Consider the following 26,567-nt stretch of genomic DNA (forward strand, 5'->3'; position numbering starts at 1 on the left):
GGGCAACCCTCGTCTCACGTGGCCGCGTCGTACCGGTCGAGCACGATGTCCACGAGTCGCACGTCGGGCGCGAGCGGCTCGGCGACCGCGTCCGCGCCGGCCTCGAGCACGCGGTCGTAGAAGTACCCCGGCGCCAGCAGGTACGAGGCCACGACCACCCGGCCGCCGGGCGGCAGGTCCGCCCGCGCGGTCGCCACGGCCGCCGTGACCCGCGGCTCGGCGCCGGCGCCGTAGCCGATCGTCACCGGCTGCTCGAGCCGGTCCGCCAACCCGGCCGCCACGGCCTCCACCGCGAGCGCGGCGGCCGGGTCGGTGGACCCGGCGGCCGCGAGCACGACGGAGTCGTCGGGCCCGAGCCCCACAGCGGTGAGGCGGTCCAGGAGGATCTCGACCAGGCGGGGGTCGGGACCGAGCGGCGCGGCGGCCGTCGCGCCGGGCTGGTCCACCGCGTCGGCGATGTCGACTCGGACGTGGAACCCGACCGACAGCAGCAGGGGCACGACGACCGCGCCGGGTGCGTCGCTGTCGAGCGCGTGCGTGACCACGTCGGCGACCGCGGGCTCCTGCACGTCGACGAACGCCTCCCGGACGTCGAGCTCGGGCCGGGCGGCGGCGACGCCGGTCAGGATGGAGCGGATGGCCGCGCGGCCGCGCAGGTCGTCCGTGCCGTGCGAGCAGCCGACCAGGACCGGTCCCCCGGCGCCGGCCGGGGGACGCTCGGGTGCGGGATCGCGGGCGTGCAGCGCGTTCGTCATCGGGCCTCCAGCTCGAGACGGTATCCCCTCTTGACCACCGTGCGGATGAGCTCACGGCTGCCGCTGGCATCGCGCAGCCGGGCGATGGCCACCTCGGCGGCGTGCGGGTCCCGCGAGTCGCCCGGCAGCACGGCCAGGACCCGGTCCCGCGGCACGACGGATCCGCCCGCGGCGGCCAGCAGCCGGAGCACCTCGAGGCCCGTCGGGGTCAGCGGGAGCACACGCCCGTCCAGCACCGCGGTACCCCGGTGCACCTGGAGCGGGCCGGCCACGGTCTGCAGGGCCTGCAGCCCGGCGTAGTGCCCGACCACGGCCCGGACCAGCGCACCGAGCCGGCCCCGCTCGGGGACGATGGGCTCGATGCCGCGCTCCTGCAGGGGCTTGGCGGTGATCGGTCCGACCGCCGCCATCACCACGCTGCCGCCCCGGACCAGCGCGGCGATGTCCTCGACCACGCCGGCCTCGCCGGCCGCCTGCAGCCACGCGTGCGCACCGGGGGCGGACGTGAAGACGACGGCGTCGATCTCGCCCGCCGCCACGCCCCGCACGGAGCCGGCGACCAGGTTCGGGTCCGGCGGCGGCCCCCAGCGGTAGACCACGAGGCTGCGCACCCGGGCACCGGCGGCGGCGAACGCCTCGTCCAGGCCGTCCGCCCCGGCGCCGTGGTGCTGCACCGCGATGTCCCGGCCGGCGACACCCTCGTCGAGGAGCACCTGGGCGATCTCGGCGTTGGTCTCGGACTCGGCGACCCAGTCGGCCGTCAGCCCCGCGGCCTGGATCGCGCCGCGTGCCTTGGGACCCCGGGCGACGATGCGGGTACCCCGCAGCATCTCGACGAGCGGCTCGTCGAGGCCCGCCGCGTCGGCCGCCTCGATCCACCCGCGGAACCCGATCCCCGTCGTGACCACCACCGTGTCCGGCGGATCGGCCAGCAGCGCGCGCGTCCCCGCCAGGAGCGTGGCGTCGTCGGTGTGCGGCACCATGCTGAGCGCGGGCGCGTGCCGGATCGCGGCCCCTCGCCGCCCCAGGGCGGCTGCGAGCTCCGCCGACCTGCGGTCAGCGGTCACGAGCACGACGAGGCCGGCCAGGGTCTGGTCGATGGGCTCGCTCACGACGCCATTGTGACGGTCCCCGTGGCCCCCGGGCCCGACGCGCCCGCCGTGCGGGGCGTGTCACCGTCGGGCCCGAGCAGGCCGGCGGCGGCCACCGCGCCCAGGACGATCACCGCCGGGGCCCGCACACCGGCCGCGGCGGCGACGTCGACCACGTCGGCGAGGCCGGCACGCGTGACGCGCTGACCGGGCAGGGTGCCGTCCTCGACCAGCGCGACGGGCGTCGTCGGGTCGACCCCCGCGTCGAGCGCCTCGCCGGCGAGCGCGGCCAGCGTGCCCACGCCCATCAGGACCACGACCGTGCACGACCCGTCCCGCAGACCGGCGAGCGCCGCCGACGACCAGCCGTCGTGACCGTTCATCACGTGCACGGCGCCGACCGTGCCGCGGTGCGTCAAGGGGATCCCCGCGGCGGCGGGCGCGGCGAACGCGCTGCTCACGCCGGGCACCACCTCGACGGCGACCCCGGCCTGACGGCAGGCCAGCACCTCCTCGCCACCCCGGCCGTACACGAACGGGTCCCCGCCCTTCAGCCGGACGACGACGCGGCCCCGCTGCGCGTGCTCTACCAGGAGCCGGCAGATCTCGTGCTGCGGGACCGGATGGTGCCCGGGTGTCTTGCCGACGTCGACGATCTCCACGCCCGGCGCGAGCTCGTCGAGCACGGCGACCGGACCCAGCCGGTCGGTCACCACGACGTCGGCCTCGGCCAGGGCGCGGCGGCCCGCCAGGGTGAGCAGGCCGACGTCTCCAGGCCCGCCGCCGACCAGGACCACCCGGCCGGGGTGCGTCCGGCGTCGGCGCAGGTCGACGCGTCCCTCGCGCAGGTGCTCCGCGAGCGCGTCGCGGACCGCGACCGTGCGCCCGGGATCGGGTGCGCCCGCCGAGACGACCCCGAGCAGGACGTCGCCCTGCTGGGTCGTCGCCGGTGTCCGGGCCGAACCGTCCGCGCCGCCCGCGTCGACGCAGAACGTCTGCCGCGCCGTCGCCCACGCGAGCACCGCCGCGTCCGTGGACCGGTCCCCGGTCGCGGTGTGCACCAGCCAGGCCCCGTCCAGGTCGGCCTCCTCCACCTCACGCACCCGCCACTCGATCAGCCCCCAGCGGTGCAGGTCCAGCAGGACCTCGCACACCTGCGGAGCGACCACAACCACCTCGGCGGCGTCGGCGAGCAGGGCCTGCACCCGCCGCGCGGCCACCGGGCCGCCACCGACGACGAGCACCCGCCGGGCGGTCAGCTGCAGCCCCAGCATCGTCGTCACGTCCCGACCTCCACGAGCCCGTCGCGAACCCGCACGGGCCAGGTCCGCAGGTCCGGGGCTGCGCCGCGGACGGGCGCCTTTCCCGCGACGTCGAGGCAGCGCCCCGTCGTCAGGTCGAACACCTGCTTGTACATGGGAGACGCGACCGTCGGGACCTCGAGCTCGCCGACGTGCCGGGACCCGACGATCCCCCGCGAGATGACGTGCGCGTCACTGAACGGGTCATGCTGCTGGACGGCCAGCACGGAGTCGTCGAGCAGGCGAAACAGGGCGACCTGGTCATCGCCGAGCAGCGCCGCGGCACCACGCTCGGGCGCCAGGTCGGCCAGGGCACAGACGGCGGTCCACACGGATGTCTCGAGCGCGGTCACGAGCGCACCTCCAGGGTGGTTCCGGCCACGAGGACGGCGTGGTGCGGCACCGGGCGGGCACCGGCGCGCTCGTCGGCGGTCGCCGGGCGCGACTGGCCCCGCTCCGGCACGTAGGCCAGCGACGGGTCGGGGATGTCGGGCGCGTTGACGAACGACGCGAACCGGCGCAGCTTCTCGGGGTCGTCGAGCGTCGCGCGCCACTCGTCCTCGTACTCGTCGACGTGCTGGGCCATCTGCGCGTCCAGGTCGGCGGCGATGCCCAGGGAGTCGTCCAGGACGACGGCCCGGACGCCGTCCAGGCCACCCTCGACCTCCTCGATCCACGGCGCCGTGCGCTGCAGGCGGTCCGCCGTGCGCACGTAGTACAGGAGGAAGCGGTCGATGGTGCGCACGAGCGTCTCGGTGTCCAGGTCCTCGGCGAGCAGTCGTGCGTGCCGCGGCGTGAAGCCGCCGTTGCCGCCGACGTAGACGTTCCAGCCCTTGTCCGTGGCGATCACGCCGACGTCCTTGCCACGGGCCTCGGCGCACTCGCGCGCGCAGCCGGACACGCCCAGCTTGATCTTGTGCGGCGAGCGCAGGCCCCGGTAGCGCAGCTCGAGCATGACCGCGAGCGCGACCGAGTCCTGCACACCGAACCGGCACCAGGTCGAGCCCACGCAGGACTTCACGGTGCGCAAGGACTTGCCGTAGGCGTGCCCGGACTCGAACCCGGCATCGACCAGGCGCTGCCAGATGAGCGGCAGCTGGTCGATCCGCGCGCCGAACATGTCGATCCGCTGACCGCCCGTGATCTTGGTGTACAGCCCGAAGTCCTTGGCCACGGCGCCGATCGCGATGAGCCCCTCGGGCGTCACCTCGCCGCCCGCGATGCGCGGGACCACCGAGTACGAGCCGTCCTTCTGCAGGTTCGCCATGACGTGGTCGTTGGTGTCCTGGAGCGTGGCGCGCTCGCCGTCCAGCACGTGCGCCGGGGACGTGGTCGCCAGGATGGAGGCGACCGTCGGCCGGCAGATGTCGCAGCCGCGCCCGCCCGTACCGAACCGCTGGATCACCTGCGTGAACGAGGAGACCCCGCTGACGCGGACCGCGTCGTACAGCTGCGCCCGGGACAGGCCGAAGTGCTCGCACAGCGCCGTGCTGACCGCGATCCCCTGGGCGGCCAGCTCGGTGGTGACCAGCTTCTTGACCAGCGGGAGGCACGAGCCACAGCTGGTCCCCGCCTTCGTGCACGCCTTGACGGCCCCCAGGTCCGTGCAGGCGTGCTCGGTGACCGCCGCGCGGACGGTGCCGGCGGAGACGTTGTTGCACGAGCAGACGGCGGCGTCGTCGGGCAGCTCGAGCTCCGGCACCCCGCCGCCCTCGGGCAGCAGGTAGGCGGCTGGGTCGCCGGGCAGCTCGCGGCCGAGCATCGGACGCAGGCCGGCGTAGGCGCTGGCGTCGCCGACGAGGACGCCGCCGAGCAGCGTGCGGGCGTCGTCGGACATGACGAGCTTCTTGTAGACGCCGTTGACGGAGTCCGCCCAGACGATCTCGAGCGCCCCGGGGGTCCGGCCGAACGCGTCGCCGAAGCTCGCGACGTCCACGCCGGACAGCTTGAGCTTGGTGGCGGTGTCCGCGCCCGGGAACGTCGAGCTGCCGCCGAGCAGCCGGTCGGCGGTGATCTCGGCCATCGCGTAGCCGGGGGCCACCAGGCCGATGCAGGCACCCCGGATGCAGGCGACCTCCCCGACGGCCGAGATGCGCGGGTCGCTGGTCAGGCAGGTGTCGTCGACGACGACACCGCCCCGCTCCCCGACCGCCAGGCCGCTGGACCGGCCGAGCTCGTCGCGCGGACGCACGCCGGCGGCGACCACGACGACGTCGGCGTCGACGCGGCCGCCGTCGGCGAGGTCCAGGTGGCCCACCCCGCCGCGGCGGTGCGGCCGGATCCGGGTGGTCGTCGCGTTGAGCCGCACGCCCACGCCGAGCCGGTTGATCAGCCGGCGCAGCGCCTCACCTCCGCCCAGGTCCACCTGCGCCGACATGAGGTGCGTGCCCACCTGCAGCACGGTGGTGCGCGCGCCGAGCGCCTGGAGCGCACCCGCGGCCTCGAGCCCGAGCAGGCCGCCCCCGAGTACTGCCCCCTTGACGACCCGGTCCGCGGCGAGGCGCTCGACGTACCCGCGCAGCTCCGCGACGTCGTCGACCGTGCGGTAGACGAACACACCCGGCAGGTCAGCCCCCTCGATGGGCGGGACCCAGGCCGACGAGCCCGTCGCGAGCACGAGGTGGTCGTAGTGCTCGATGCGACCGCTCGCGGTGGTCACCGTCCGGGCGTCGCGGTCGATCTGCGTGACCGTGTCGTCGCGGACCAGCCGGACCAGCGGGTCCGACCACAGCTGGGGGTCGCCGAGCGCCAGGTCGTCGGCGTCCCGACCGGAGAAGTAGCTGGTGAGCGCGACGCGGTCGTAGGGCCGGCGCGGTTCCTCCGCCAGGACGGTGATGCGCCACATCCCGGCGGTGTCGCGGTCCCGCATCGCCTCGACCAGCCGCTGCGCGACCATGCCGCCGCCGACGACGACGAGGTGCTGGGTCATGGGGTGCTCCATCGGGCTGGGGGGCGGGGCACCTCCCACGGTAGGAACCGGTTGTTTCCACCGAGGGCGCGGCCCGGTTTCCTCGGGGGAACCTTTCGCGCACACGGTGTGGGTCGACGGTGTGAGAGTGGAGGCATGAGCCCCGTCATCGCCCTGCTGCGGGCCGTCAACGTCGGCGGCCGCACCGTGCGGTCCGCGCAGCTGCGCGAGGTGGCCCAGAGCGTCGGCCACACGCAGGTCGCCACCTACGTGAACAGCGGGAACATCGTCCTGGTGCCCGCCGGGACGGCGTCCGACGTCGGCCCCGGGCTCTCGTCGGCGCTCGCCGCGGAGCTGAGCTTCGACGTCCCCGTGCTCACGCGGACGATGTCCGAGTGGGACGCGGTCGTCGATCGGCTGCCCTTCCCGGACGAGGCCTCCGCCGATCCGTCGCACCTGGTCCTCTACTGCTGGGACGGTGACCCGGGCACGTCCTTCGACCCCACGCCGTACGGCGCCGAGTCGGTGGAGCTCGCCGGGCACGAGGCCTACGTCTACTACCCGGACGGCATCGGCCGCTCGAAGCTCACCCTGCCCGTCCTGGAGAAGGCCACCGGTCGGACCGGGACCGGGCGCAACTGGAACACCGTGCTGGCCCTGCAGCGTCTCGCCCGCGAGCGGGCATGACTAGCGTGGTCCCATGAGCACCCTGTTCAGCCAGATCATCGCCGGGGACATCCCCGCCCGGTTCGTGTGGGCCGACGACGTCGCCGTCGCGTTCGGCACCATCGCTCCGATCACGGACGGTCACATGCTCGTGGTCCCCCGCGCCGAGATCGTGCAGCTCACCGAGGCGCCGGACGACGTCCTGGCGCACCTCACGATCGTCGCCAAGGCGATCGGGCAGGCACAGCAGCAGGCATGGTCGGCGCCTCGGGCCGCCCTGCTGGTCGCGGGGTTCGAGGTCGAGCACCTGCACCTGCACGTGCTGCCCGCGTGGGACGAGGCGAGCCTGTCGTTCCGCAACGCCCGCAGCGACGTCCCCGCGGCCGAGCTCGATGCCGCCGCGGAGCGGATCCGCACCGCCCTCCGCGACCAGGGCCACGCGGCACACGTCCCCACCACCCTGTCGAGCCCCGCCCTCTGACCCGCAACGTCCGAGGAGATGGAGGCTCTGACCCACATCTGCTCGGACGCAACAGATCCGTGGACGCAACGTCCGAGCAGATGGAGGCTCTGACCCACATCTACTCGGACGTTGCGGGTTCTTTGGGGGTGACCGATGAGTGAGGGAGGGACGTTGCAGATGGCGGGACGTCGTGACGGGCTTGCCGCGCTCGCCGGGATCGCTGCCGGTGCCGTGACGGTCGGGGTCGGCGCGCTCGTGGCGCTGGTCGCCGGCCCCACGTCCGATCCCCTCGTCGCGGTGGGGTCCGCGTTCGTCGATGCGACGCCCGGGTGGCTCAAGGACGTCGCGGTCTCGACGTTCGGCACCGCGGACAAGGTGGTCCTCGGGATCGGGGAGGCGGTCGTGCTCCTCGCGCTGGCGGCCCTCGCGGGAGTGCTTGCCGCCCGACGGTGGGCCTGGGGCGCGACGCTCGTGGTGGTGCTCGGTGCGGTCGCCGGGCTGGCCGCGATGGGGCGCCCCGAGGCGGGCATCCTCGCACCGGCCCCGGCCATCGCGGGCGCGATCGCGGGGCTGCTCGTCCTGCGCGAGCTGATCCGCCGCCTGCCCGCGGCCGAGCCGCGGGACGAGGGGGTCCAGCGCCGCACGTTCCTTCAGGCGGCGCTCGCCGCCGGGGCGCTCGGCGTGGTCGCCGTGGTGGTCGGCCGGGCCATCGGCGCCGGCGCACGGGGGGCGCAGGCCGCGCGTACCGCGCTGCGGATACCCCGGGCGACCACGACCGCGGCGCCCGTGCCGGCGGGGGTCCAGGTCGGCGTGGACGGCGTCGGCCCGTGGCAGACCCCCGCGGCGGAGTTCTACCGGATCGACACGGCGCTGGTGGTGCCGCAGGTCGACCCGAGCACCTGGAGCCTGCGGGTGCACGGCATGGTCGAGCAGGAGATCACGCTCACCTGGGACGAGCTGCTGGCCGGCGACCTGGTCGAGGCGTGGGTGACGCTCGCGTGCGTGTCCAACCCGGTGGGCGGCGACCTCATCGGCAACCAGCTGTGGCTGGGGCTGCCGATCGCCGACCTGCTGGCGCGCGCGCGGCCCACCGGGGACGCGGACATGGTGCTCTCCCGCAGCGTCGACGGGTTCACCGCGTCGACGCCGCTCGAGGCCCTGACCGACGGACGCGACGCGCTGCTCGCCATCGCCATGGACGGCGAGCCGCTGCCGCTCGAGCACGGCTTCCCGGTGCGCATGGTCGTCCCCGGGCTGTACGGGTACGTGTCCGCGACGAAGTGGGTGACGGACCTCGAGGTGACGCGGTTCGCCGACGCGACGAGCTACTGGACCGACCGCGGCTGGTCCCCGGAGGGCCCGGTCAAGACCCAGTCCCGGATCGAGGTGCCGCGGCACGGCTCCTCCGTGCCGGCCGGTTCGGTCGTGGTGGCGGGGACCGCCTGGGCGCAGCACCGGGGTGTCACCGGCGTGCAGGTGCGCGTCGACGAGGGCTCCTGGAACGACGCGACCCTGGCCGACGACGGCGGCATCGACACCTGGCGGCAGTGGTCCTGGACGTGGGATGCCGAACCGGGCTCCTACCTGCTGTACGTCCGCGCGTCGGACCCCCAGGGCCCCCAGACGGGCGCGGTGGCCGACGTCGTCCCCGACGGCGCCACGGGCTACGACTCGGTCCGCGTCACCGTCACCTGACGCACGGACAGAGGTCCCCGGCGGGAGAACGCCATGAGTCGCGTTCAGGGTGGTCGACGCGCGACTCATGGTGTTCTCGACGCCGACCGGTGACGACGGTCGGGCCGGCCGGTGGTCAGCCCGTCAGCGCGTGGACGGTATCCGGGGACGGCGCGGTCTGGTCGGGGTCAGCGCGGCGGAGCCAGTCGACGATGCCGCAGACCGCGTCCTGGCACCCGCCGCAGCCGGTCGTGGCGCGGGTCGCGGCCGCCACGTCCTCGACCGAGCGCGCCCCGTGGCGCCAGCAGCCGACGATGTCGCCCTTGGTCACCCCGTTGCACCGGCACACCACCGCGCGGTCGGGCATCATCGTCGGGCTCACGGCGGGCACGGCCGTGCCGGCGACCGGTCGCAGGAGCAGCTGCGCCGGGTCCGCGGGGACCGGCGTGCCCCGGGTGTACGCGGCGACGAGGTCCGCCGCGACCGGACCCGCGCCCACGCACGTGGCGCCGACGACCCGGCCGTCGGCGACCACCACCTCGATGTGCCGACCGCCCTCGGGGTCGCTGAGCCGCACGCGCCGGCCCGGCGAGCCGGACCTCGACCCGCACTCCCCCATCGCCACCACGTCGAGCCCGACGCCCTTGACCTTGACCACGTCCGTGCCGACCGTCGGCAGCGGGACGGCATCGCGTGCGGCGGACGGCTCCGTGAGCAGGGTCGCGAGCCGGCGGGCCTGGTCCCAGCCCTGCGCGATGAGCCCGGAGCCACCCTCGGGCGGCTCGGCGCAGTCGCCGATGGCGAAGACGCGCGCGTCGGAGGGCGAGGCGAGGTCCGGGCCGACGACGATGCCCCGCGCCACGTCGAGCCCCGCGCGCTGGGCCAGCGCCACCTCCGGGACGGTGCCCGCGGTCAGGACGAGCAGATCGGCCGGCAGCATCTCACCGCCCTCGAGCCGGACACCGGTCATGCGACCACCACCGACCACGGCCTCCTCGGTGCGGGTGCCCACCCGGACCCCGATCCCGAGCGCCGTGAGCCGTGCGAGCGCCACCGTGGCGGCGGGTCCGTCGAGCTGGCGGTCCATCAGGTGCGCGCCACCGTGGACCACCGTCACGGCGAGCCCTCGGTGCGCGAGCCCGCACGCCACCTCCAGACCCAGCACCCCGCCGCCGACGACCACCGCGCGCCGGGCGTTCGCCGTGGCCGCGACGATCTCGCGGGCGTCGTCCAGGGTGCGCAGCGCGTGCACGCCCGCGGGCAGGTCGTCGCCGGGACGCCGGCCGAACAGGTCGGGGACGCGGGCGCGGGCGCCGGTGGCCAGCACGAGGACGTCGTACGGGTGCCGCTCCCCGGCCTGGTCGTGCACGACGCCGGCGCACCGGTCGACCGTCACCGCGGTGGTCCCGGGCAGGATCTCGGCCACGCCCCGCTGGGCGGCGCGCGGCAGGGCGATGGCCGCGACGTCCAGCTTGCCCGCCACGACCTCCGAGAGCAGCACGCGGTTGTACGGCTCGTACTCCTCGGCGCCGAGCACCACGGTCCGGAACCGGGCGTCCGGGTCGCGCTGGTGCAGGTCGTCGACGAACCGTGCGCCGACCATGCCGTGGCCGACCACCACCACGCGGACCTGGGTGCTCATCGAACCTCCTGGGCGTACAGCAGGGACGGGTCGTCGAGCACGTCGGGGGGACCGTCCCAGCGCCGCACCGCGACGGCGCACACCTTGAACTCCGGCATGCCGGAGACGGGGTCGGTGGCGTCCGTGGTGAGCCGGTTGGCGCTGCCGGTGCCCGCCCAGTGGAACGGCAGGAACACCGTGTCCGCCCGCACCGCGTCGGTCAGCCGCGCGCGGACCACACCGCGCCCGCGCGCTGTGTCGAGCTGCACCGGGTCTCCCTCGCCGATGCCGAGCAGGTCCGCCAGCAGCGGGTGCACCTCGACGTACGGCTCCGGGGCGCTGCGCACGAGCTCGGGCACCCGGCGCGTCTGCGCCCCGGACTGGTAGTGCGCCAGCACGCGGCCGGTGACCAGGAAGAGGGGGGCGTCCCGGCGTAGGTCGTCCGACGGACCGCGGTGGTCCACGGGGACCAGGCGGGCGCGTCCGTCGGGCGTCGCGAAGCGGTCGAGGAACAGCCGCGGGGTGCCCGGGTGCGGCGTCGGCCCGGCCGGCACGGGCCAGAACAGGTCCGGCTCGGCGTCCAGGCGCGCGTGGCTCAGGCCGCTGTAGTCGGCCCGCCCGCCGGCGGAGGCCCGGGCGAGCTCGTCGAAGACCGCCGCGGGGGACGTGTCGAAGTGGACGGACGACCCGAGCCGGCGCGCGAGGTCGGCGAGGACCTCCAGCTCGCTGCGCACCCCGGGCGGCGGCGGGACGGCACGACGGCGCCGCAGGACGCGGCCCTCGAGCGACGTCATCGTGCCCTCCTCCTCCGCCCACTGCGTGACGGGCAGGACCACGTCCGCCAGCAGCGCCGTCTCCGACGGCAGGAAGTCGCACACCACCAGGAGATCGAGGGACGCGAGCCGCTCGCGCACCCGGTCCGCGTCGGGCGCGCTGACCACGAGGTTGGAGCCGTGCACGAGCAGCGCCTTCGGGCCGTCCGGCGTGCCGAGCGAACGCAGCAGCTCGACGGCGGGCATCCCCGTGCGCGGCAGGTCGGCCGGGTCGACGCCCCAGACGCCGGCGACGTGCGCCCGCGCGGCCTCGTCCTCGATGGACCGGTAGCCCGGCAGCTGGTCGGCCTTCTGCCCGTGCTCGCGGCCGCCCTGCCCGTTGCCCTGCCCGGTGATCGCGCCGTACCCGGACCCGACCCGGCCGGGGAGCCCGAGCAGGAGGGCGAGCGTGATCGCCGCGGTGACGGTGTCGGTGCCCTGGGTGCTCTGCTCGACCCCGCGGCCCGTGAGCACGTACGCGCCTGCGCCCCCGCGCGACGGTGAGGCGTTGGCCAGCAGGAACGCGGCGCGGCGCAGGGTCGCGACGGGCACGCCCGTGACCTGCTCGGTCCGCTCGGGCCACCAGAGCGCCAGCGAGCGCCGGACGTCGTCGAGCCCCGTGGTCCGCGCCGCCAGGTACTCCTGGTCCGCGAAACCCTCGGCGAGCACGATGTGCGCCAGGCCGAGGAGCAGGGCCAGGTCCGTGCCGGGGACGGGTTGCACGTGCAGCCCGCCGTCGTCGGCGGTCAGGTCCGCCGTGGCGCTGCGCCGGGGGTCGACCACGATCAGGCCGCCGGCCGCCCGCACGCCCGCCAGGTGCTGCACGGCGGGCGGCATCGTCTCGGCGAGGTTCGAGCCCAGCAGGAGCACCGCCCGGGCACCGCCGAGGTCGGCCAGCGGGAACGGCAGGCCGCGGTCCAGGCCCAGCGACCGGTTGGCGCCCGCCGCCGCGCTCGCCATGCAGAACCGGCCGTTGTAGTCGATGTTCGGCGTGGCCAGCACGGCACGCGCGAACTTGCCGAGCGCGTACGCCTTCTCGTTGGTCAGGCCCCCTCCCCCGAACACCGCGACGGAACCCGCACCGTGCGTCGCACGCAGGGAGGTCAGCCGGTCCGCGACGAACGACAGCGCGGTGTCCCACGAGACCGGCTGCCCGCGCAGGAGCGGGGTGGTCAGGCGGTCGGCGGCGCGCAGGACGGCCGGAGACGTCCACCCCTTCTGGCACATGCCGCCCCGGTTGGTCGGGAACTGCCGGCCCGCGGCGGTGACCGTGCCGTCGGCGCCGGGGTGCAGCGTCTGTGCGCACTGCAGCGCGCAGTACGGGCAGTGCGTGTCCGCCGCGGGCCCGGCCACCTCAGATGACCGTCGTGCCGTACGCGCCGGTGCGGCGCTGGTAGACGGCCCACGTGGTGACGCCCATGACCACGTACATCCCCACGATCACCCACAGCGCCGCCTGGATGTTCCCGGTGGCGGTCGTCGAGACGGCGAAGCCGCGTGGGATGAGGAAGCCGCCGAACGCTCCGACCGCCCCGGCGATGCCGAGGCAGCCCGCCGCCGCCTTCACGCGCCGGGACCGGTCCTCGTCGTCGGTGGCTCCGAACCGGAACACCGCGGGGATCATCCGGTACACGGAGCCGTTGCCGGCGCCGGTCGCGACGAACAGCACGAGGAACGAGGCCAGGAACGGGCCGAACGCGTGGGCACGCAGGGCGAAGATCGCGCAGACGACACCGACCGCCATCACGAGGAACGCCACGACGGTCACGCGGGCGCCGCCCAGCCGGTCGGCCAGGGCGCCGCCGAGCGGCCGGGCGATCGAGCCGACGAGCGCGCCGGCGAAGGCGATGGACATCGTCACCTCGGGGAACTGGTTCTTCAGCAGCGTCGGGAACGCCCCGGAGAAGCCGATGAACGAGCCGAACGTGCCGATGTAGATGAACGAGATGATCCAGGTGTTCCGGGAGCGCGCCGCCACGCCGTAGGAGCGCGGGTCGGCCTTGGCGCTCGACACGTTGTCCATGTACCGCCAGGCCAGGAGCGCCGCGACGAGCACGAGCGGCACGAACATCAGTCCCGCCCGCTCCAGCTCGAGCCCGGCGGCCCCGACGATCACCAGCGGCACCGCGAACTGGACCGCCGCCGTGCCGAGGTTGCCGCCCGCGGCGTTGAGGCCCAGCGCGCGTCCCTTCTCCCGTTCCGGGTAGAAGAACGAGATGTTCGCCATCGAGGAGGCGAAGTTGCCGCCGCCGACGCCCGCGAGCGCGGCGACCGCGAGCAGGGCGCCGAAGCCAAGCTCGGGGTGCTGGACGGCGAAGGCCAGTGCCACCGTGGGGACCAGGAGCAGCAGCGCGGAGACCACGGTCCAGTTCCGCCCGCCGAAGACCGGCACCGCGAACGTGTAGGGGATCCGCAGGGCAGCGCCGACGAGCGAGGGCAGCGCGATGAGCCAGAACATCTGGTCGACGGTCAGGTCGAAGCCCGCGGCCGGCAGCTGCGGGACCACGATGCTCCACAGCGCCCACACGGCGAACCCGAGGAACTCGGCGAAGATCGACAGTCCCAGGTTCCGTCGGGCCACCGCCCGGCCCGTCGACGCCCACTGGTCGCCGTCCTCGGGGTTCCAGCCGTCGATCCAGCGGCCGGGGCGGTGGCTCAGCGGCGCAGAGGTGTCGCGGATCGTGGTGGCGGTCATCGGGGCTCCTGCGGTCGGGCGGGCGGGGGCTCGGTCGCCGACGACGCTAGGGAGCGCATGTTTCGACGGACCTGCCCGGTCCGTTGCGTGCACGGTTCTTTTCGCGCACGGGTGGCCCGCCGGGCCTGTGAGATCACCCGAGCGTGCGCACCCGCACGTGCTCCGTCGGGACGCTCAGCCTGAGCTCGGTGCCGACCTGCAGCCCCAGCCGCGCGACCTGCGCGGGCGGCAGGTCGACGAGCACGTCGCCGGTCGTCCGGACCCGCACGCCGGTGGTCCCGGGCTCCAGGTCGACGACGCGGGCGGGCCAGCCCGCGCCGACGGTCACCGCCGACGGCGAGAACGTCACCTGGGCGCGGGTGCCGTCGGTGGCGGAGCAGGGCACGCGCACCCCGCCGGGTCCGGCCAGCGCCGTCGACCCGTCGGGCTCCCGCACGAGCCTGCCGACGACGAGGTTGACCCCTGCCAGCGCCGCGGTGAACGGGTGGGCGGGCTCGGTGAGCACGTCGAGCGGTCGACCGCGCTCCACCACCTGGCCGTCGTGCAGCACGACCACCCGGTCCGCGAGGGTCACGGCGTCCAGCACGTCGTGGGTCACCAAGACGGTCGAGGTCCGGGTCCGCCGCACCTGGGCACGGACCAGGTCCCGCAGCTCGGCGGCCGTGCGCACGTCCAGCTGGGCGAACGGCTCGTCGAGGAGCAGCACCGCCGGCTCGGCCGCGAGCGCCCGCGCGAGCGCGACCCGTTGCCGCTGACCCCCGGACAGCGCGTCCGGGCGCCGGTCGGCCAGGGCGCCCAGCCCGACCGCGGCCAGCCACTCGTCGGCCGTGCGTCGCGCCTGCGCGGCGGGCACACCGGCCGCACGCGGACCGAACGCGACGTTCTCGCGGGCGCTCAGGTGCGGGAACACCAGGGGCTCCTGACCGAGCAGGCCGACGGACCTGCGCTCCGGGCGCACCGCCGTGGTCACCCCGTCCCCGACGGCGGTCAGGGTCCGCTCGCCCACGCGCACCACCCCCGCCGACGGCGCCAGGTGACCGGCGAGCACCGCCAGCAGGGTGGACTTGCCCGCGCCGTTGGGACCGAGGACGGCGACGATCTCGCCGGGCTGCGCGGTGATGGTCACGTCGAGCGCGAAGGCCCCCCGCCGGACGGCGACCTGCGCGTCCAGGGCCGTCATGCGGCACGCCCCGGCCGCCACGCCCGCGCGGCGAGCAGCACCGCGACCGCCGCGAGCACGAGCAGCAGCGACAGGGCGACCGCGGTCCCCTGCGTCACCCCGGCGCCGTTGAACGCCGAGTAGATCGCCAGGGGCATGGTCTGCGTGACGCCCGGCGAGTTGCCGGCGAAGAGCGCCGTCGCGCCGAACTCGCCGAGCGCCCGCGCGAAGCACAGGACCGTGCCGCTGACCAGCCCCGGCAGCACGAGCGGCAGGGTGATCCGGCGCAGGACCGTCCAGCGACCGGCCCCGAGGCTGGCCGCGACGACCTCGAACCGCGTGCCCGCCGTGCGCAGCGAGCCCTCGACCGACAGGACGAGGAACGGCATCGCGACGAACGCCTGCGCGATGACCACGGCCGCCGTCGTGAACGGGATGCTGATCCCGAACCACGCGTCGAGCGACTCCCCCACGATCCCCCGCCGGCCCAGCAGGTAGAGCAGTGCGATGCCACCGACCGTCGGGGGCAGCACGAGCGGCAGCGTGACGAGTGCCCGCAGCACGTCTGCGGGCCAGCCGTCGGCGCGTGCGAGCACGACGGCCAGCGGAACCCCGAGCACCAGGCACACCCCCGTGGCGACCACGGACGTGGACAGCGACAGCCACAGCGCGTCCAGGGCGGCCGGGGTCGTGACGTCCGCGGGCAGCGACGGCCAGTCGGCGCGGAGCACGAGCGCCACCACTGGCAGCACCAGCAGGCCCGCGGCGAGCATCGCCGGGAGCCAGAGGAGGCCCGGGACGCCGACCGTGCGCACGCGCGTCACGGTGTCCCGAATCCCGCGTCGGTCAGGACCCGGCGGCCCTCGGCCGAGAGCACGAGCTCGACGAACGCGTGCGCGACCTCGGGGTGGCGGGCACCGTCCAGGACGACGACCGGGTACTCGTTCACCACCGACGCGGCCTCGGCGAACTCGATGCCGTCGACGGTGTCACCGGCCGCCTGCACGTCCGTCCGGTACACCAGGCCCGCGTCGGCATCCCCGGACCGGACCTTGGTGAGCACCGCCGTGACGCTCTGCTCCTCGCTGACCGGGACGAGGTCGAGGCCGGCCCCGTCCAGGACCGCGCGTGCCGCGGAGCCGCACGGCACCTGGGCCGCGCACAGCACGACGTCGCCACCCGACGCGGCCAGTGCGGCGAGGTCGGCCAGCGAGCCGATCCCCTGCGGGTTGCCCGGTGCGACGACGATCTCGAGCGTGTTGGTCGCCAGGACGACGGGCTCCCCGGCGAGGTCCGCGTCCGTGACCGCCGACATGGTGGCCCGGTCGGCGGCCGCGAAGACGTCCGCGGGCGCTCCGCCGACCAGCTGCGTGGCGAGCGTCGCCGACCCGTCGTACGTCACCGGCCGCACGGCGACCCCGGGGTTCTCCCGCTCGAGGCGCGCCGCGAGCTGGTCGAACGCGCCCTGCAACGACGCTGCGGCGAAGACGGTGAGCTCGCCGGCGAGACCGGACCGTGCGGATGCTGCGGTCGGTTCCGCGGGCGTCACCGACGTGCACCCCGCCAGCGCGAGCAGGACCGCCGCACCGGCCAGGGCCCGGCGCCTCATCGCTGCGGCCGGGCCGTCTCGACGAGCACGGTCGTGGCCTTGACCACGGCGACCGCCCGCGACCCGACCTCCAGGCCGAGCTCCCGGACCGCTTCGGTCGACATGAGCGAGACGAGCCGGAACGGACCGGCCTGGAGCTCCACCTGGGACATCACGGGGTCGGACACGATCCGCGTGACGAGTCCGGGCAGCCGGTTGCGGGCCGAGCTGGACCCGGCGGCGGGGTCGTCGGGCGTGCGCGCCCGGTCCACGGCCAGCGCCGCGAGGTCGGCCCCGGCGACGACGGTGCGCCCGGCCTCGTCGTCGGCGGCCGGCAGCGCACCGGAGTCGACCCACCGGCGCACCGTGTCGTCGCTCACGCCCAGCAGGTCCGCAGCCTCGCTGATCCGATAGGTGCTCATGTCGGCGATCGTAGCGCCGCACCTGCGGCCCTGTGGCCGCTGCGGATCCGCAGGTGCGGAGCCGGATGGGTTGCCCAGCGGTACAGCCCGGGGAGCGGTACGTTCCCACGATGGCGAAGGGGTCCGGCAAGAAGCAGAGCAAGATCGCGAACGAGGTCTACGAGGCGGAGCTCTTCCGTCTGCAGGCCGAGCTGGTGAAGGTGCAGCTCTGGGCCAGGGACACCGGCGCGCGGGTCGTCGTGGTCTTCGAGGGCCGCGACGCCGCCGGCAAGGGCGGCACGATCAAGCGGATCGCCGAGTACCTCAGCCCCCGCGTCGTGCGGATCGCTGCGCTGCCGACGCCCACCGAGCGGGAGAAGGGGCAGTGGTACTACCAGCGCTACGTCGCGCAGCTGCCCACGGCCGGCGAGATCGTGCTGTTCGACCGCTCCTGGTACAACCGCGCGGGCGTGGAGAAGGTCATGGGCTACTGCACGCCGCAGGAGTACCACCGGTTCATGCGCCAGACGCCGATCTTCGAGCAGATGCTCATCGAGGACGGGATCCTGCTGCGCAAGTACTGGTTCTCCGTGTCCGACAAGGAGCAGCTCAAGCGGTTCCGGTCCCGGCTCGACGACCCGGTGCGGCAGTGGAAGCTGAGCCCGATGGACCTCGAGTCGATCAGCCGCTGGGAGGACTACTCCAAGGCCAAGGACGAGATGATGGTCCACACGGACACCGCGCAGAGCCCGTGGTTCGTCGTCGAGTCGGACGTCAAGAAGCACGCGCGCCTGAACATGATCAGCCACCTGCTCTCGACCATCCCGTACACCGACGTGCCGCGCGAGAAGGTGGTCCTGCCGGACCGGCCGGCCTCGTCGACCGGCTACGAGCGCCCGCCGCGCGCGCTGTCCACCTACGTCCCCGACCACGTCGCGCAGCTGCGGGGCGACCCGGAGAAGAACCTCTGACGCCAAGCGCGAACGGGCGTTGCGTCCCGGGCGATCTCCTGCGACGTTGAGCGACATGTCGGTGACGTCCACCAGCCCGGGTCCCAACCTGCGGGTGTCGCTGCCGTCGCTGCAGCCCTCCGTCAAGGACTTCCTCACCAACGAGGCCGGCAGCGCCGTCTACCTGCTGGCCGCGACGGTCCTTGCCCTCGTCTGGGTCAACTCCCCGTTCGGCGGCTCCTACGACGCGCTCTGGCACACCAGCGCGGGGTTCCACCTGGGGACCTGGGGCATCGACCTGGACCTGCACCACTGGGTGAACGACGCGGCGATGGCCGTCTTCTTCGCGGTCGTCGGCCTGGAGATCAGCCGCGAGGCGACCACCGGGGAGCTGCGCGACAAGCGGACCGTCGCGGTCCCGGCCCTCGGCGCCCTGGGCGGGCTGCTGGTCCCGGTCCTCATCTTCCTGGCGTTCAACGCGGGCACCGATGCCGTGCACGGGTGGGGCGTCGTGATGTCGACCGACACCGCCTTCCTCGTCGGCGTCCTCGCGCTGTTCGGCCCCAAGTGCCCCGACCAGCTCCGCCTGTTCCTGCTCACCCTCGCGATCGTCGACGACATCGGCGCCATCACGGTGATGTCGATCTTCTACACCGATCAGGTGGACGTGGCCGCGCTCGCCATCGCCGGGGCGGTCGTCGTCGGGATCCTCATGCTGCGCTGGCTCAAGGTGTGGCAGCTCGCCCCCTACGTCGCGGCGGGCGTCGCCCTGTGGTTCGCGGTCCAGGCCTCGGGGGTGCACGCGACTCTGGCCGGCGTGATCATCGGGCTCCTGGTGCCGGCCCGGCCGCCGGCCCAGCAGACGATCGACGAGGTCGCCGGGTACGGCCGCAAGCTGATGGACGAGGCGACCGCCGAGCGCGAGCACCTCGCCGAGCTGGCCGCGCGGGCCGCGGTGCCCACCAGCGACCGGCTGCAACGGCTCCTGCACCCGTGGAGCGCGTTCGTCGTGGTGCCCCTGTTCGGGCTGGCCAACGCGGGGATCGGGCTCCACGCCGAGGCACTCCAGGTCGCCGCGCAGTCGCGCCTCGCCATCGGCGTCGCCGTCGCCCTCGTGCTGGGCAACGCCATCGGCATCACCGGTGCGGCGACGCTCGCCATCAGGCTCGGGCTCGGCGACCTGCCGGGCCGCGTGCGGTGGGGTCACCTGCTCGGCGGCGCCGTGCTGGCCGGCATCGGGTTCACCATCTCGCTCTTCATCGCCGAGCTGGCCTTCGACGACCCCGAGCACCTGGCGGACGCGAAGATCGGCATCCTGGCCGGGTCGCTCACCGCAGCCATCCTGGGGTCGATCCTGCTGCGGTGGCTCGGCGAGAAGCTGCCGCTGTGCTCGCCGCTCAGCGACGCCCCGCCACCGCTGCCGCCCCTGCCCTGGCGGGCACCGGCCTAGAGGCGCGTCACCGCGAGGCCCGTGCGGCGTCCTATCGCGGAGCCGAGCGCGATCCCGGCCAGGACGCCCAGCGAGATCGCGACCATCGTCGTGCCGGCGGTGACGACGGTGGACAGCGCCCGGGTGTCGTCCCCGAGGATCGAGGTCACCCCGACCAGGCCGAGCGCCCCGGGGACCAGGAGCCAGAATGCGGGCAGGAAGCCCACCAGCGCCGGCGGCCCGCTCGGCCGGGTGGCGGCGAACATGGCGACCGGGGTCATCAGGAGCGCCCCGACGAACGCCGACATGACGCCCCCGAAGAAGACGCCCCCGATCACCTGCCCGGCGTAGGCGACGACGAGCACGAGCACGATCCACGGCAGGGCAGCCCGTCGCGCGCTGTAGTAGAACACGACGCCCGTGCCGTAGACGAGCACGCCCACCCACGGCCCCGCCCAGCCCAGCGGGCCGGGGGCCGCGGCGCCGACGCCGGACGCGGGGACGCCGACGAGCGCGGCGGCGCCGGTGACCCCCAGCGCGAGCAGGACCAGCTGCATGGTTCCCGCGGCCAGCCGCGCGGCTCCGGCGATCATCTGCCGGGTCGCCAGGTCGATCGCCGCGGTGGTGAGCAACGCACCGGGCAGGAAGGTCACGAGCGGCGCTGCCAGGGGCGCGAGCGTGCCGACGTCGAGGCCCGTGCGGGACAGCGCGAACACGGCAGCCGCGACCACGAACGCGCAGCTGAGCACGACGAGCGCCTGGTAGGCCGCCGGCAGCCGGGCGGTGGCCACCTGCAGGCCGGCGATCACGGCACCGAGCACGGCGGCGACCAACGTGTCGAGCAGGCTGCCACCGAGGATCATCGCGAGGCCAGCGGAGACGGCCACGTACCCCGCGACGCGCACCGCGCCGCCGTACACCGGTGGCGCGGAGATCGCGGCCTCGATCCGTTCGGCCCCCTCGACCGGTCCCACCCGACCCGACTCCGCGTCGTCCGCGACGGCGAGCACGTCCTGCACCTGGTGCAGACGCAGGCTCCGCCACCCCGCCGACGAGGCGGCCGTCTGCACCGAGGTGCGGCCCGGCACGGAGACGAGCAGGGCCGTGGGGAGCGCGATCACCTCGACGTCCGGGGCGCCGTTGATGGCCGCGACGCGCTCCAGGGTCCGGGTGACCTGGACCACCGGTGCGCTGGAGTCGATCATCGCCTGGCCCAGCACCATGAGGAACCGGACCGTCGCGACCGTGTCCGCGGGTGCCGCCCCGGGGACGGCGACGGCCCGGGACTCGTCCAGCACCCCGATCCCCGTGGTCGTGGCGGCCGGCTCCAGGGCGGCCGCCGCGATCGCACCCGCCGGCCGGGGCGTCCGGTAGCGCCGCACCAGCAGCACGAGCGCCGCCGCCGCGAGGACGAGGACCAGGGCCGCGGTGAGGATCGCGGCGAACGGGATGGTGGAGGTCGTCACCGCGGGATCACGGCCCCACGGGACCTGGACGGCGGTCTGCGTGGGGGTCGGCGCGGGCGACGAGGGCTGCGACGACGGCACCGTGGTGGCGCCCTCGGTGGGGTCCGCACCCTGCGTCTGGCTCGGCACCGGCGCGACGCTCGGCGTCGGCGTCGGGATCGCGGTCTCCGCGGGCGGCGGGGCGGTCGGCTGGGGTGCCGGCGTCGTCGGTTCGACGGTCGTGGTGCTCCGCGGCTCGGTCGTGCCGTCGGGGGTCACCTCGACCCCCGTGACGAGCACGGCACGGCTGTCCCCTACCGACGACGAGCGCATGGCACCCCGGTCTCTGTCAGGCCACCGGGTCGTCGTCGCCGTACGGGCCGAGGCGCAGCGTGCGCGCCCCCGCCGCGAGGATCTGCGGCAGCGCCGTCAGCAGCGACTCCACGGTATCGGTCCCCGCCCGCACGAACCGGCCCGAGAGGGCGTCGAGCTCGCCGTCACCGAACGCCCGGACCAGCTCGGCCACCGCCTCGACGGGTGTCCACTCGATGCGGCCGTCGTGCACGGGCATCGAGGCCGTCATGTCGGTCTGCACCTGCCCTGGGGCCAGGTCGAGCACGCGGATGCCCCGGTCGCGGTACTGCGCGTCGAGCTGCGTGGTGAACCGGGCGAGCGCACCCTTGCTGATCGCGTACCCCGTGTAGCTGGTCATGGCCCGATGGCCGGCGCCGGAGTTCATGTTGAGCACCCGCCCCTCGCCGCGGGCGAGCATGCCGGGGAGCACCGCGTGGGTGACCAGCAGCGGACCGCGCACGTTGGCCTCGATCACCCGCCAGGTGTCCTCGACGTCGTCCTCGACGAAGGGCACCTCCGCACGCTCGATGACGCCCGCGTTGTTGACCAGGAGCCCGATGCCACCCAGCTGCTCCTCCACCCGGGCCACGGCGTCCAGCACCGCGGTCCCGTCCACCAGGTCGGCGGCCGCCACGCAGACGTCCCCGCCGATCTGCTCGGCGACCGCGTCGAGGTGCGCCCGGGTGCGCCCGACCAGCCCCACGGTGTACCCCGCCTCCGCCAGGCCGAGCGCGATCCCCCGGCCGATGCCGCGGCCCGCGCCGGTGACCAGCGCCGTCCTCATCGGACCGCCGCCACGGCCTCGCGCAGCCGGTCGAGGGTCGGCTTGCCCTGGAACCTGGTGCCCTCGACGAAGATCGTCGGCGTCCCCCGCACGCCCGCGTCGATGCCCGCCGCGTAGTCGGCGGACACGGCGGCGGCGTGGACCTGGGCGCCGTCGCCCGCGACCTCGGACGGGTCGAGCCCGAGGGCCTGCGCCGCCGCCCGCAGGTCTGCCTCGGCCAGCCGGTCCTGGTGGCGCAGCAGCTCGTCGTGCATCTCCCAGAACTTCCCGTGCAGCCCGGCGGCCTCCGCCGCCAGCGCCGCGGAGAGGGCGTAGGGGTGCACCTCGAACAGCGGGAAGTGCCGCCACACCAGCCGCACCTGCCCGTCGGAGGTGTCCACCAGCTCACGCAGCGTCGGCGCCACGGCCCGGCAGTACGGGCACTCGAGGTCGCCGAACTCCAGCACGGCGACCGGGGCGTCGGGGTTGCCGTACACGTGCCGCTCCGCGGCGAGGGACTCCGTCATGCGTCGAGGATGCCAGGGTCGCGGTGCCGGGGTCGCATGGGTGGGCTCGCCGTCCCCGCGCCGGCGGCGATGCCCGCGATCAGGTCCCGCGCGGCCTCGATCCCGGACCAGGCGGGCCGCCAGCCCAGCTCCCGCTCGGCGCGCGACGTGTCGAGCAGGGGCGCCGACAGCGCCATGTCCAGCCAGCCGGGTCCGACGGGGACGACGCGCGCGTGCCACCCCACCGCGACGGCCGCCCGGGCCTGCGCCACCGGGACGGTGCGCATGCGGCCGTTCGCGAGGATGTCCGCGAAGTCCTGACCCCGCAGCACCTCGTGGGCGGCCAGGTTGAAGGGACCACGCACCCTGCGCACCACGGCCTCGCGGAACGCCTCCGCGACGTCCTGCGCGTGCACGACCTGCAGGCGGAGCCCTTCGGGCCAGGGCAGGACGGGGAGGTGACCGGCGAGGGCGCGCTTGGGCACCCAGGGGCCGAGGAAGTACCGGGAGATCTCGTGCCCGGCGGCCCGCTGGAAGACGAGCGCCGGCCGGATCCGGGCGATGGTCAGCTCGGGGTGCGCCTCCTCGATCTCGTCGAGCACCCGCTCCACCGCGACCTTGTCCACGCTGTACGAGGACGACCGCACACCGGCCGTCGCCCAGCCCTCCCCGCGCGGCACGTCGTCGGGAGCAGGGGCGTACGCGCCGATGCTCGAGGCGACGACGACGTGCGGGACCCCGGCGCGGCGGGCGGCGTCGAGGACCCAGCGCGTGCCCGCGACGTTGACGTCGTGCAGCCGGCGGCGGTCATGGCTCGGCTGGATCGCCCACGCGAGGTGCACGACCGCGTCGGCCCCGGCGAACGCGGTCGTGAGGGTGTCGACCGCCGACGGCGCCGCGACGTCGCAGGCGACCCAGGTCGCGACGTCGTACGGAGCCGGCGGGGTGCTGCGGGGCACCCGGCGCGCCACACCCACCACGGAGGTGATCGAGCCGTCGTCGACCAGGCGTCTGAGCAGCGCCGTACCGACGTTGCCGCTTGCGCCCACCACGACGACTCTCATGCGCTCTCCCGGGGCTCGTGCAGATCCACGGGAGCCACGTTCGCACCAGTTGCCGGTGCCCGCATCCGTTGGGCGCTCCCGGGCCCGCGCCGGCCATCGCGCCGCGTACCCGCAGGTCATGAGCGTCGGGCTGCCGCCGGAGCCGGAGGACGGCCGCCTGACGTGCGACGACCGCGGGAGCGCCCACCCCCGTGGACCGGACCCGCGGCGCTCGACCCCGGACCTCGCTCCGGGCGGCCCGGACCACGCACGCTGCCCTCGAGCCTGACGTCCCGGGCGGCCTGGCCAGGGCCCGGACCGAGCGACTCAGAAGAGCACGTGCTCGCGCGGCCGCCCCTTCGCCTCGTGGCCGAGCAGGAACCGCTTGCGCTCCAGTCCCGCCGCGAACCCCGTCAGCGAGCCGTCCCCGCCGATCACGCGGTGGCAGGGCACCACGATCGCGATGCGGTTCCGTCCGTTGGCCGCACCCACCGCCCGCGACGACGTCCGGGGCACCAGCCCGATCTCGGCGGCGAGCTCCCCGTAGGAACGCGTCTGCCCGTACGGGATGCGCAGCAGGCCCTCCCAGACCCGGCGCTGGAACGTGGTGCCCAGGAGGCGAAGCGGGAGGTCGAACTCGGTACGGATCCCCGCGAAGTACTCGTCGAGCTGCGTCCGGACCTCGTCGAACTCGTCGTCGGCCCGCTCGCCGAACGGACCCTGGACGGCCTCGTACTTCGAGTCCGGGAGCAGGAGGGCGGACAGCGCGCCGTCGTGGGCGACCAGGGTGAGCGGACCGAGCGGCGAGTGCGTGACGGTGTGGACCACGCGCGGCTCCGCGCCGCCGGGCACGAAGCCCTCGGGCACCGGACTCTCGGGCATGACTCTGCCGGGCACCGGACTCTCGGGCATGACCCCGTGTGCCGCACTGCGGGTCATGCCCCAGGTTCCCCCCTGCACCGTCATGATCGTCATCCTGCCGCTCCCCACTGACACGCACGCTGACACGCGTACCGACCCGGACACGACACGCCTGCGGCGCGCGCCCTCTCGGAGAAGACGCGCGCCGCGCGGGGGTTGTGAGGTCAGTCCGTGCTGCGCAACAGCGTTCGCACCCCCACGGTCAGCCCCAGCACCGCCGTGAGGACCGCCGCGAGCCACCCCGCCCCCACCGCACTGCTGGTCAGGTCGCCGGCGAACAGTGCACGCTCGGCCTCGACCACCCAGCGCACGGGGTCGAACGCGGAGGCGACCTTCATCCACTGCGGGCCGGTCTCGAGCGGCAGGAGCATGCCGGACAGGATGAGCAGCGGGAACAGGACCGTCTGCTGGACCACCCAGAACGTCCAGTCCTGCTTGCGCACCGCGATCGCCAGCGCGTAGCTGAGCGAGCCGAGGCCGACGCCCAGCACCGCGAGCATCGCCAGGCCCAGCGGCGCACCGACGGGGTCGGCCCGGAAGCCGAACGGGAGCATGACCAGGATGACGATCCCCGCCTGGGCGACCAGCGGCACCATCTCCTTGAGCGAGCGCCCCACCAGCTGCGACGACCGCGACAGCGGGGTGACGAGCAGCCGCTCGTGCGCACCGGTCTGCATCTCGACCAGCAGGTTGGCACCCGTGGTCGACGTCCCGAACAGCGTGGTCATCACCAGGATCGCGGGGACGAACCACTGCCAGACGTCCGCCCCGGCGAACCCGGCGGACTCCCCGACGGAGCCGGCGAGCAGCGGCCCGAACAGCCCGAGGAAGACCAAGGGCTGGATCAGCCCGAAGACGACCGAGAACGGCTCCCGGACGATCGGCCTGAGCTCGCGGGCCATCACCAGGCGCACGTCGCCCAGCCAGGGACGCCGGGCGGTGGCCACGGTGGTGGTCGGCGGGGTCGCGGTGATCGTGGTCATGCTGCTGCCTCCTCGTCGGTGGTTCCGGTCGGGTGCGCGCCCTCGTCGCGCAGGCTGCGGCCGGTGAGGGCCAGGAACACGTCGTCGAGCGTGGGCCGCACGGCGAGCGCCTCGAGCAGGGGCGCGCCCGCCGCGGACGCGGCCAGCACCAGCTCGGGCACCGCCCCGGCCGCGTCGGACACGCGCGCGTCGATCCGGTTGCCGTCGACGGTGACGTCGCGCGCACCGGGCAGCGCGCCCACCAGACCGGCCACCCGCGCCGCGTTCCCGCCGGGGGCCACGCGCACCACCACGCGGTCACCGGCGAGCGTGCGCTTGAGTCCGTCCGCGGTGTCGTCGGCGATCACCTGGCCGTGGTCGACCACGACGACCCGCTCGGCCATGGTGTCGGCCTCGTCGAGGTAGTGGGTGGTGAGCACGATCGTCATGTCGTGCTCGGACCGCAGCCGCGCGATGTGCTCCCAGAGGTTCGCGCGGTTGTGCGGGTCGAGTCCTGTGGTGGGCTCGTCCAGGAACAGCAGCCGCGGCGCGTGCACCAGGCCGAGCGCGACGTCGAGCCTGCGGCGCTGGCCGCCGGACAGGTCGGCCACCTTGCGCGTGGCCAGCGCGGTCAGGTCGAGCGCGTCGAGCAGCTCCCCCGTCCGCCGACGGGCCGACGCCCGATCGAGCCCGTAGACCTGGCCCTGCGTGGTGAGCTCGTCACACGCGCGCTGCTGGTGCCCGGCGCCGTTGCCCTGCCCGACGTAGCCGATGTGTCGACGGACGTTCGCCGGGTCCGCGACGACGTCGATGCCCCCGACGGTCGCCGTGCCGGAGGTCGGGCGGATCAGCGTGGTGAGCATGCGCATCGTCGTCGACTTCCCGGCGCCGTTGGGGCCGAGCACCGCCACCAGCTCCCCGGGTGCGATGTCGAGGTCGATACCGCGCACGGCGTGCACGGTCTCCGTCCGGCTCACCGCGAAGTCCTTGGTGAGGCCTCTGGTCTGGATCATGGGTTCTCCCTCGTGAGTGGGTGCGGCACCAGCCTGTCGTTGGTAGC

General features: G+C 74.7%; 24 protein-coding genes. 5 read left to right on the forward strand and 19 right to left on the reverse strand.

Translation table 11 applies throughout. The features are described from left to right. Nucleotides 1-14: 14 nt before the first annotated feature. Genes KG102_RS12230 through nirB form a run of 5 tightly spaced genes read right to left on the reverse strand, consistent with a single transcriptional unit; the run spans nucleotide 15 to nucleotide 6,076 of the window. The gene (locus KG102_RS12230) at nucleotides 15-755 is read right to left on the reverse strand and encodes a sirohydrochlorin chelatase (RefSeq protein ID WP_208211786.1); all 741 of its coding nucleotides are present in this window, start codon (nucleotides 753-755) and stop codon (nucleotides 15-17) included. Continuing rightward, nucleotides 752-1,867: a uroporphyrinogen-III synthase gene (locus KG102_RS12235; protein ID WP_208211788.1), complete on the reverse strand. Its 1,116-nt coding sequence runs from the start codon at nucleotides 1,865-1,867 to the stop codon at nucleotides 752-754. The genes KG102_RS12230 and KG102_RS12235 overlap by 4 nt, the downstream gene beginning before the upstream one ends. Next, on the reverse strand, nucleotides 1,864-3,129 hold the full coding sequence (cobA, locus tag KG102_RS12240) for a uroporphyrinogen-III C-methyltransferase (protein ID WP_208288614.1): 1,266 nt from the start codon (nucleotides 3,127-3,129) through the stop codon (nucleotides 1,864-1,866). Before cobA ends, KG102_RS12235 begins: the two co-directional genes overlap by 4 nt. Continuing rightward, nucleotides 3,126-3,500: a nitrite reductase small subunit NirD gene (nirD, locus tag KG102_RS12245; protein WP_208211792.1), complete on the reverse strand. Its 375-nt coding sequence runs from the start codon at nucleotides 3,498-3,500 to the stop codon at nucleotides 3,126-3,128. The genes cobA and nirD overlap by 4 nt, the downstream gene beginning before the upstream one ends. Next, complete coding sequence (gene nirB / locus KG102_RS12250) at nucleotides 3,497-6,076, reverse strand: nitrite reductase large subunit NirB (protein WP_208288611.1); 2,580 nt, start codon at nucleotides 6,074-6,076, stop codon at nucleotides 3,497-3,499. The genes nirD and nirB overlap by 4 nt, the downstream gene beginning before the upstream one ends. Nucleotides 6,077-6,211: 135 nt before the next feature. Between nirB and KG102_RS12255 the strand changes: the two genes are divergently transcribed. The 3 genes from KG102_RS12255 (at nucleotide 6,212) to KG102_RS12265 (ending at nucleotide 8,879) form a co-directional block, all read left to right on the forward strand. Beyond that, nucleotides 6,212-6,742, forward strand: coding sequence for a DUF1697 domain-containing protein (locus KG102_RS12255; RefSeq protein WP_208211796.1), 531 nt, complete (start codon nucleotides 6,212-6,214; stop codon nucleotides 6,740-6,742). Between the two features lie 13 nt (nucleotides 6,743-6,755). Continuing rightward, complete coding sequence (locus KG102_RS12260) at nucleotides 6,756-7,202, forward strand: HIT family protein (protein ID WP_208288610.1); 447 nt, start codon at nucleotides 6,756-6,758, stop codon at nucleotides 7,200-7,202. A 135-nt stretch (nucleotides 7,203-7,337) separates the two neighbouring features. Beyond that, nucleotides 7,338-8,879 carry a molybdopterin-dependent oxidoreductase gene (locus KG102_RS12265; RefSeq protein ID WP_243883905.1) on the forward strand — a complete coding sequence of 514 codons (1,542 nt, stop codon included), beginning with the start codon at nucleotides 7,338-7,340 and terminating at the stop codon, nucleotides 8,877-8,879. A 115-nt stretch (nucleotides 8,880-8,994) separates the two neighbouring features. Here the strand turns inward: KG102_RS12265 and KG102_RS12270 are convergent, their stop codons facing one another. The 7 genes from KG102_RS12270 to KG102_RS12300 form a co-directional block, all read right to left on the reverse strand. After that, nucleotides 8,995-10,500, reverse strand: a complete 1,506-nt coding sequence (locus tag KG102_RS12270) for an FAD-dependent oxidoreductase (RefSeq protein ID WP_208288608.1) — start codon at nucleotides 10,498-10,500, stop codon at nucleotides 8,995-8,997. Next, nucleotides 10,497-12,644 (reverse strand): molybdopterin oxidoreductase family protein, encoded by a 2,148-nt coding sequence (locus KG102_RS12275; RefSeq protein ID WP_208211804.1) that lies wholly within the window; start codon nucleotides 12,642-12,644, stop codon nucleotides 10,497-10,499. Before KG102_RS12275 ends, KG102_RS12270 begins: the two co-directional genes overlap by 4 nt. Nucleotide 12,645: 1 nt before the next feature. Further along, the gene (locus tag KG102_RS12280) at nucleotides 12,646-13,986 is read right to left on the reverse strand and encodes an MFS transporter (RefSeq protein ID WP_208288606.1); all 1,341 of its coding nucleotides are present in this window, start codon (nucleotides 13,984-13,986) and stop codon (nucleotides 12,646-12,648) included. A gap of 133 nt (nucleotides 13,987-14,119) precedes the next feature. Next, a complete protein-coding gene (locus KG102_RS12285) occupies nucleotides 14,120-15,166 on the reverse strand; it encodes an ABC transporter ATP-binding protein (RefSeq protein ID WP_208288604.1) in 1,047 nt (348 codons plus the stop codon). Next, nucleotides 15,163-15,918, reverse strand: a complete 756-nt coding sequence (locus KG102_RS12290; protein ID WP_208212653.1) for an ABC transporter permease — start codon at nucleotides 15,916-15,918, stop codon at nucleotides 15,163-15,165. Before KG102_RS12290 ends, KG102_RS12285 begins: the two co-directional genes overlap by 4 nt. Before the next feature lie 47 nt (nucleotides 15,919-15,965). After that, nucleotides 15,966-16,754: a molybdate ABC transporter substrate-binding protein gene (modA, locus tag KG102_RS12295; protein WP_208288602.1), complete on the reverse strand. Its 789-nt coding sequence runs from the start codon at nucleotides 16,752-16,754 to the stop codon at nucleotides 15,966-15,968. Next, the gene (locus KG102_RS12300; RefSeq protein WP_208288600.1) at nucleotides 16,751-17,155 is read right to left on the reverse strand and encodes a TOBE domain-containing protein; all 405 of its coding nucleotides are present in this window, start codon (nucleotides 17,153-17,155) and stop codon (nucleotides 16,751-16,753) included. The genes modA and KG102_RS12300 overlap by 4 nt, the downstream gene beginning before the upstream one ends. A 110-nt stretch (nucleotides 17,156-17,265) precedes the next feature. Here KG102_RS12300 and ppk2 point away from each other — a divergent pair, with 110 nt between their 5' ends. Together ppk2 and nhaA are read left to right on the forward strand one after the other, a co-directional pair. Next, entirely contained in the window at nucleotides 17,266-18,105 is an 840-nt protein-coding gene (gene ppk2, locus KG102_RS12305; protein WP_208211813.1) for a polyphosphate kinase 2, read from the forward strand. Nucleotides 18,106-18,160: 55 nt separating this feature from the next. Beyond that, the gene (gene nhaA / locus KG102_RS12310; protein WP_208289029.1) at nucleotides 18,161-19,534 is read left to right on the forward strand and encodes a Na+/H+ antiporter NhaA; all 1,374 of its coding nucleotides are present in this window, start codon (nucleotides 18,161-18,163) and stop codon (nucleotides 19,532-19,534) included. Here nhaA and KG102_RS12315 read toward each other — a convergent pair. From KG102_RS12315 to KG102_RS12345, 7 genes are all read right to left on the reverse strand, one after another. Continuing rightward, nucleotides 19,531-21,291, reverse strand: coding sequence for a threonine/serine exporter family protein (locus KG102_RS12315; RefSeq protein WP_208288598.1), 1,761 nt, complete (start codon nucleotides 21,289-21,291; stop codon nucleotides 19,531-19,533). The genes nhaA and KG102_RS12315 overlap by 4 nt on opposite strands. Nucleotides 21,292-21,307: 16 nt before the next feature. Next, on the reverse strand, nucleotides 21,308-22,096 hold the full coding sequence (locus tag KG102_RS12320; RefSeq protein ID WP_208211817.1) for an SDR family NAD(P)-dependent oxidoreductase: 789 nt from the start codon (nucleotides 22,094-22,096) through the stop codon (nucleotides 21,308-21,310). Next, entirely contained in the window at nucleotides 22,093-22,602 is a 510-nt protein-coding gene (locus tag KG102_RS12325; protein WP_208211819.1) for a DsbA family protein, read from the reverse strand. The genes KG102_RS12320 and KG102_RS12325 overlap by 4 nt, the downstream gene beginning before the upstream one ends. After that, a complete protein-coding gene (locus tag KG102_RS12330) occupies nucleotides 22,599-23,645 on the reverse strand; it encodes an NAD-dependent epimerase/dehydratase family protein (protein WP_208288596.1) in 1,047 nt (348 codons plus the stop codon). The genes KG102_RS12325 and KG102_RS12330 overlap by 4 nt, the downstream gene beginning before the upstream one ends. A 306-nt stretch (nucleotides 23,646-23,951) precedes the next feature. After that, nucleotides 23,952-24,506: a methylated-DNA--[protein]-cysteine S-methyltransferase gene (locus tag KG102_RS12335; RefSeq protein ID WP_243883904.1), complete on the reverse strand. Its 555-nt coding sequence runs from the start codon at nucleotides 24,504-24,506 to the stop codon at nucleotides 23,952-23,954. 203 nt (nucleotides 24,507-24,709) lie between these two features. After that, nucleotides 24,710-25,528 carry an ABC transporter permease gene (locus KG102_RS12340; RefSeq protein ID WP_208211823.1) on the reverse strand — a complete coding sequence of 273 codons (819 nt, stop codon included), beginning with the start codon at nucleotides 25,526-25,528 and terminating at the stop codon, nucleotides 24,710-24,712. Further along, nucleotides 25,525-26,520, reverse strand: a complete 996-nt coding sequence (locus tag KG102_RS12345) for an ATP-binding cassette domain-containing protein (RefSeq protein WP_208288594.1) — start codon at nucleotides 26,518-26,520, stop codon at nucleotides 25,525-25,527. Before KG102_RS12345 ends, KG102_RS12340 begins: the two co-directional genes overlap by 4 nt. Between the last annotated feature and the right edge of the window lie 47 nt (nucleotides 26,521-26,567).

It is taken from the genome of Cellulomonas fengjieae, assembly GCF_018388465.1.
GTDB lineage: Bacteria > Actinomycetota > Actinomycetes > Actinomycetales > Cellulomonadaceae > Cellulomonas > Cellulomonas fengjieae.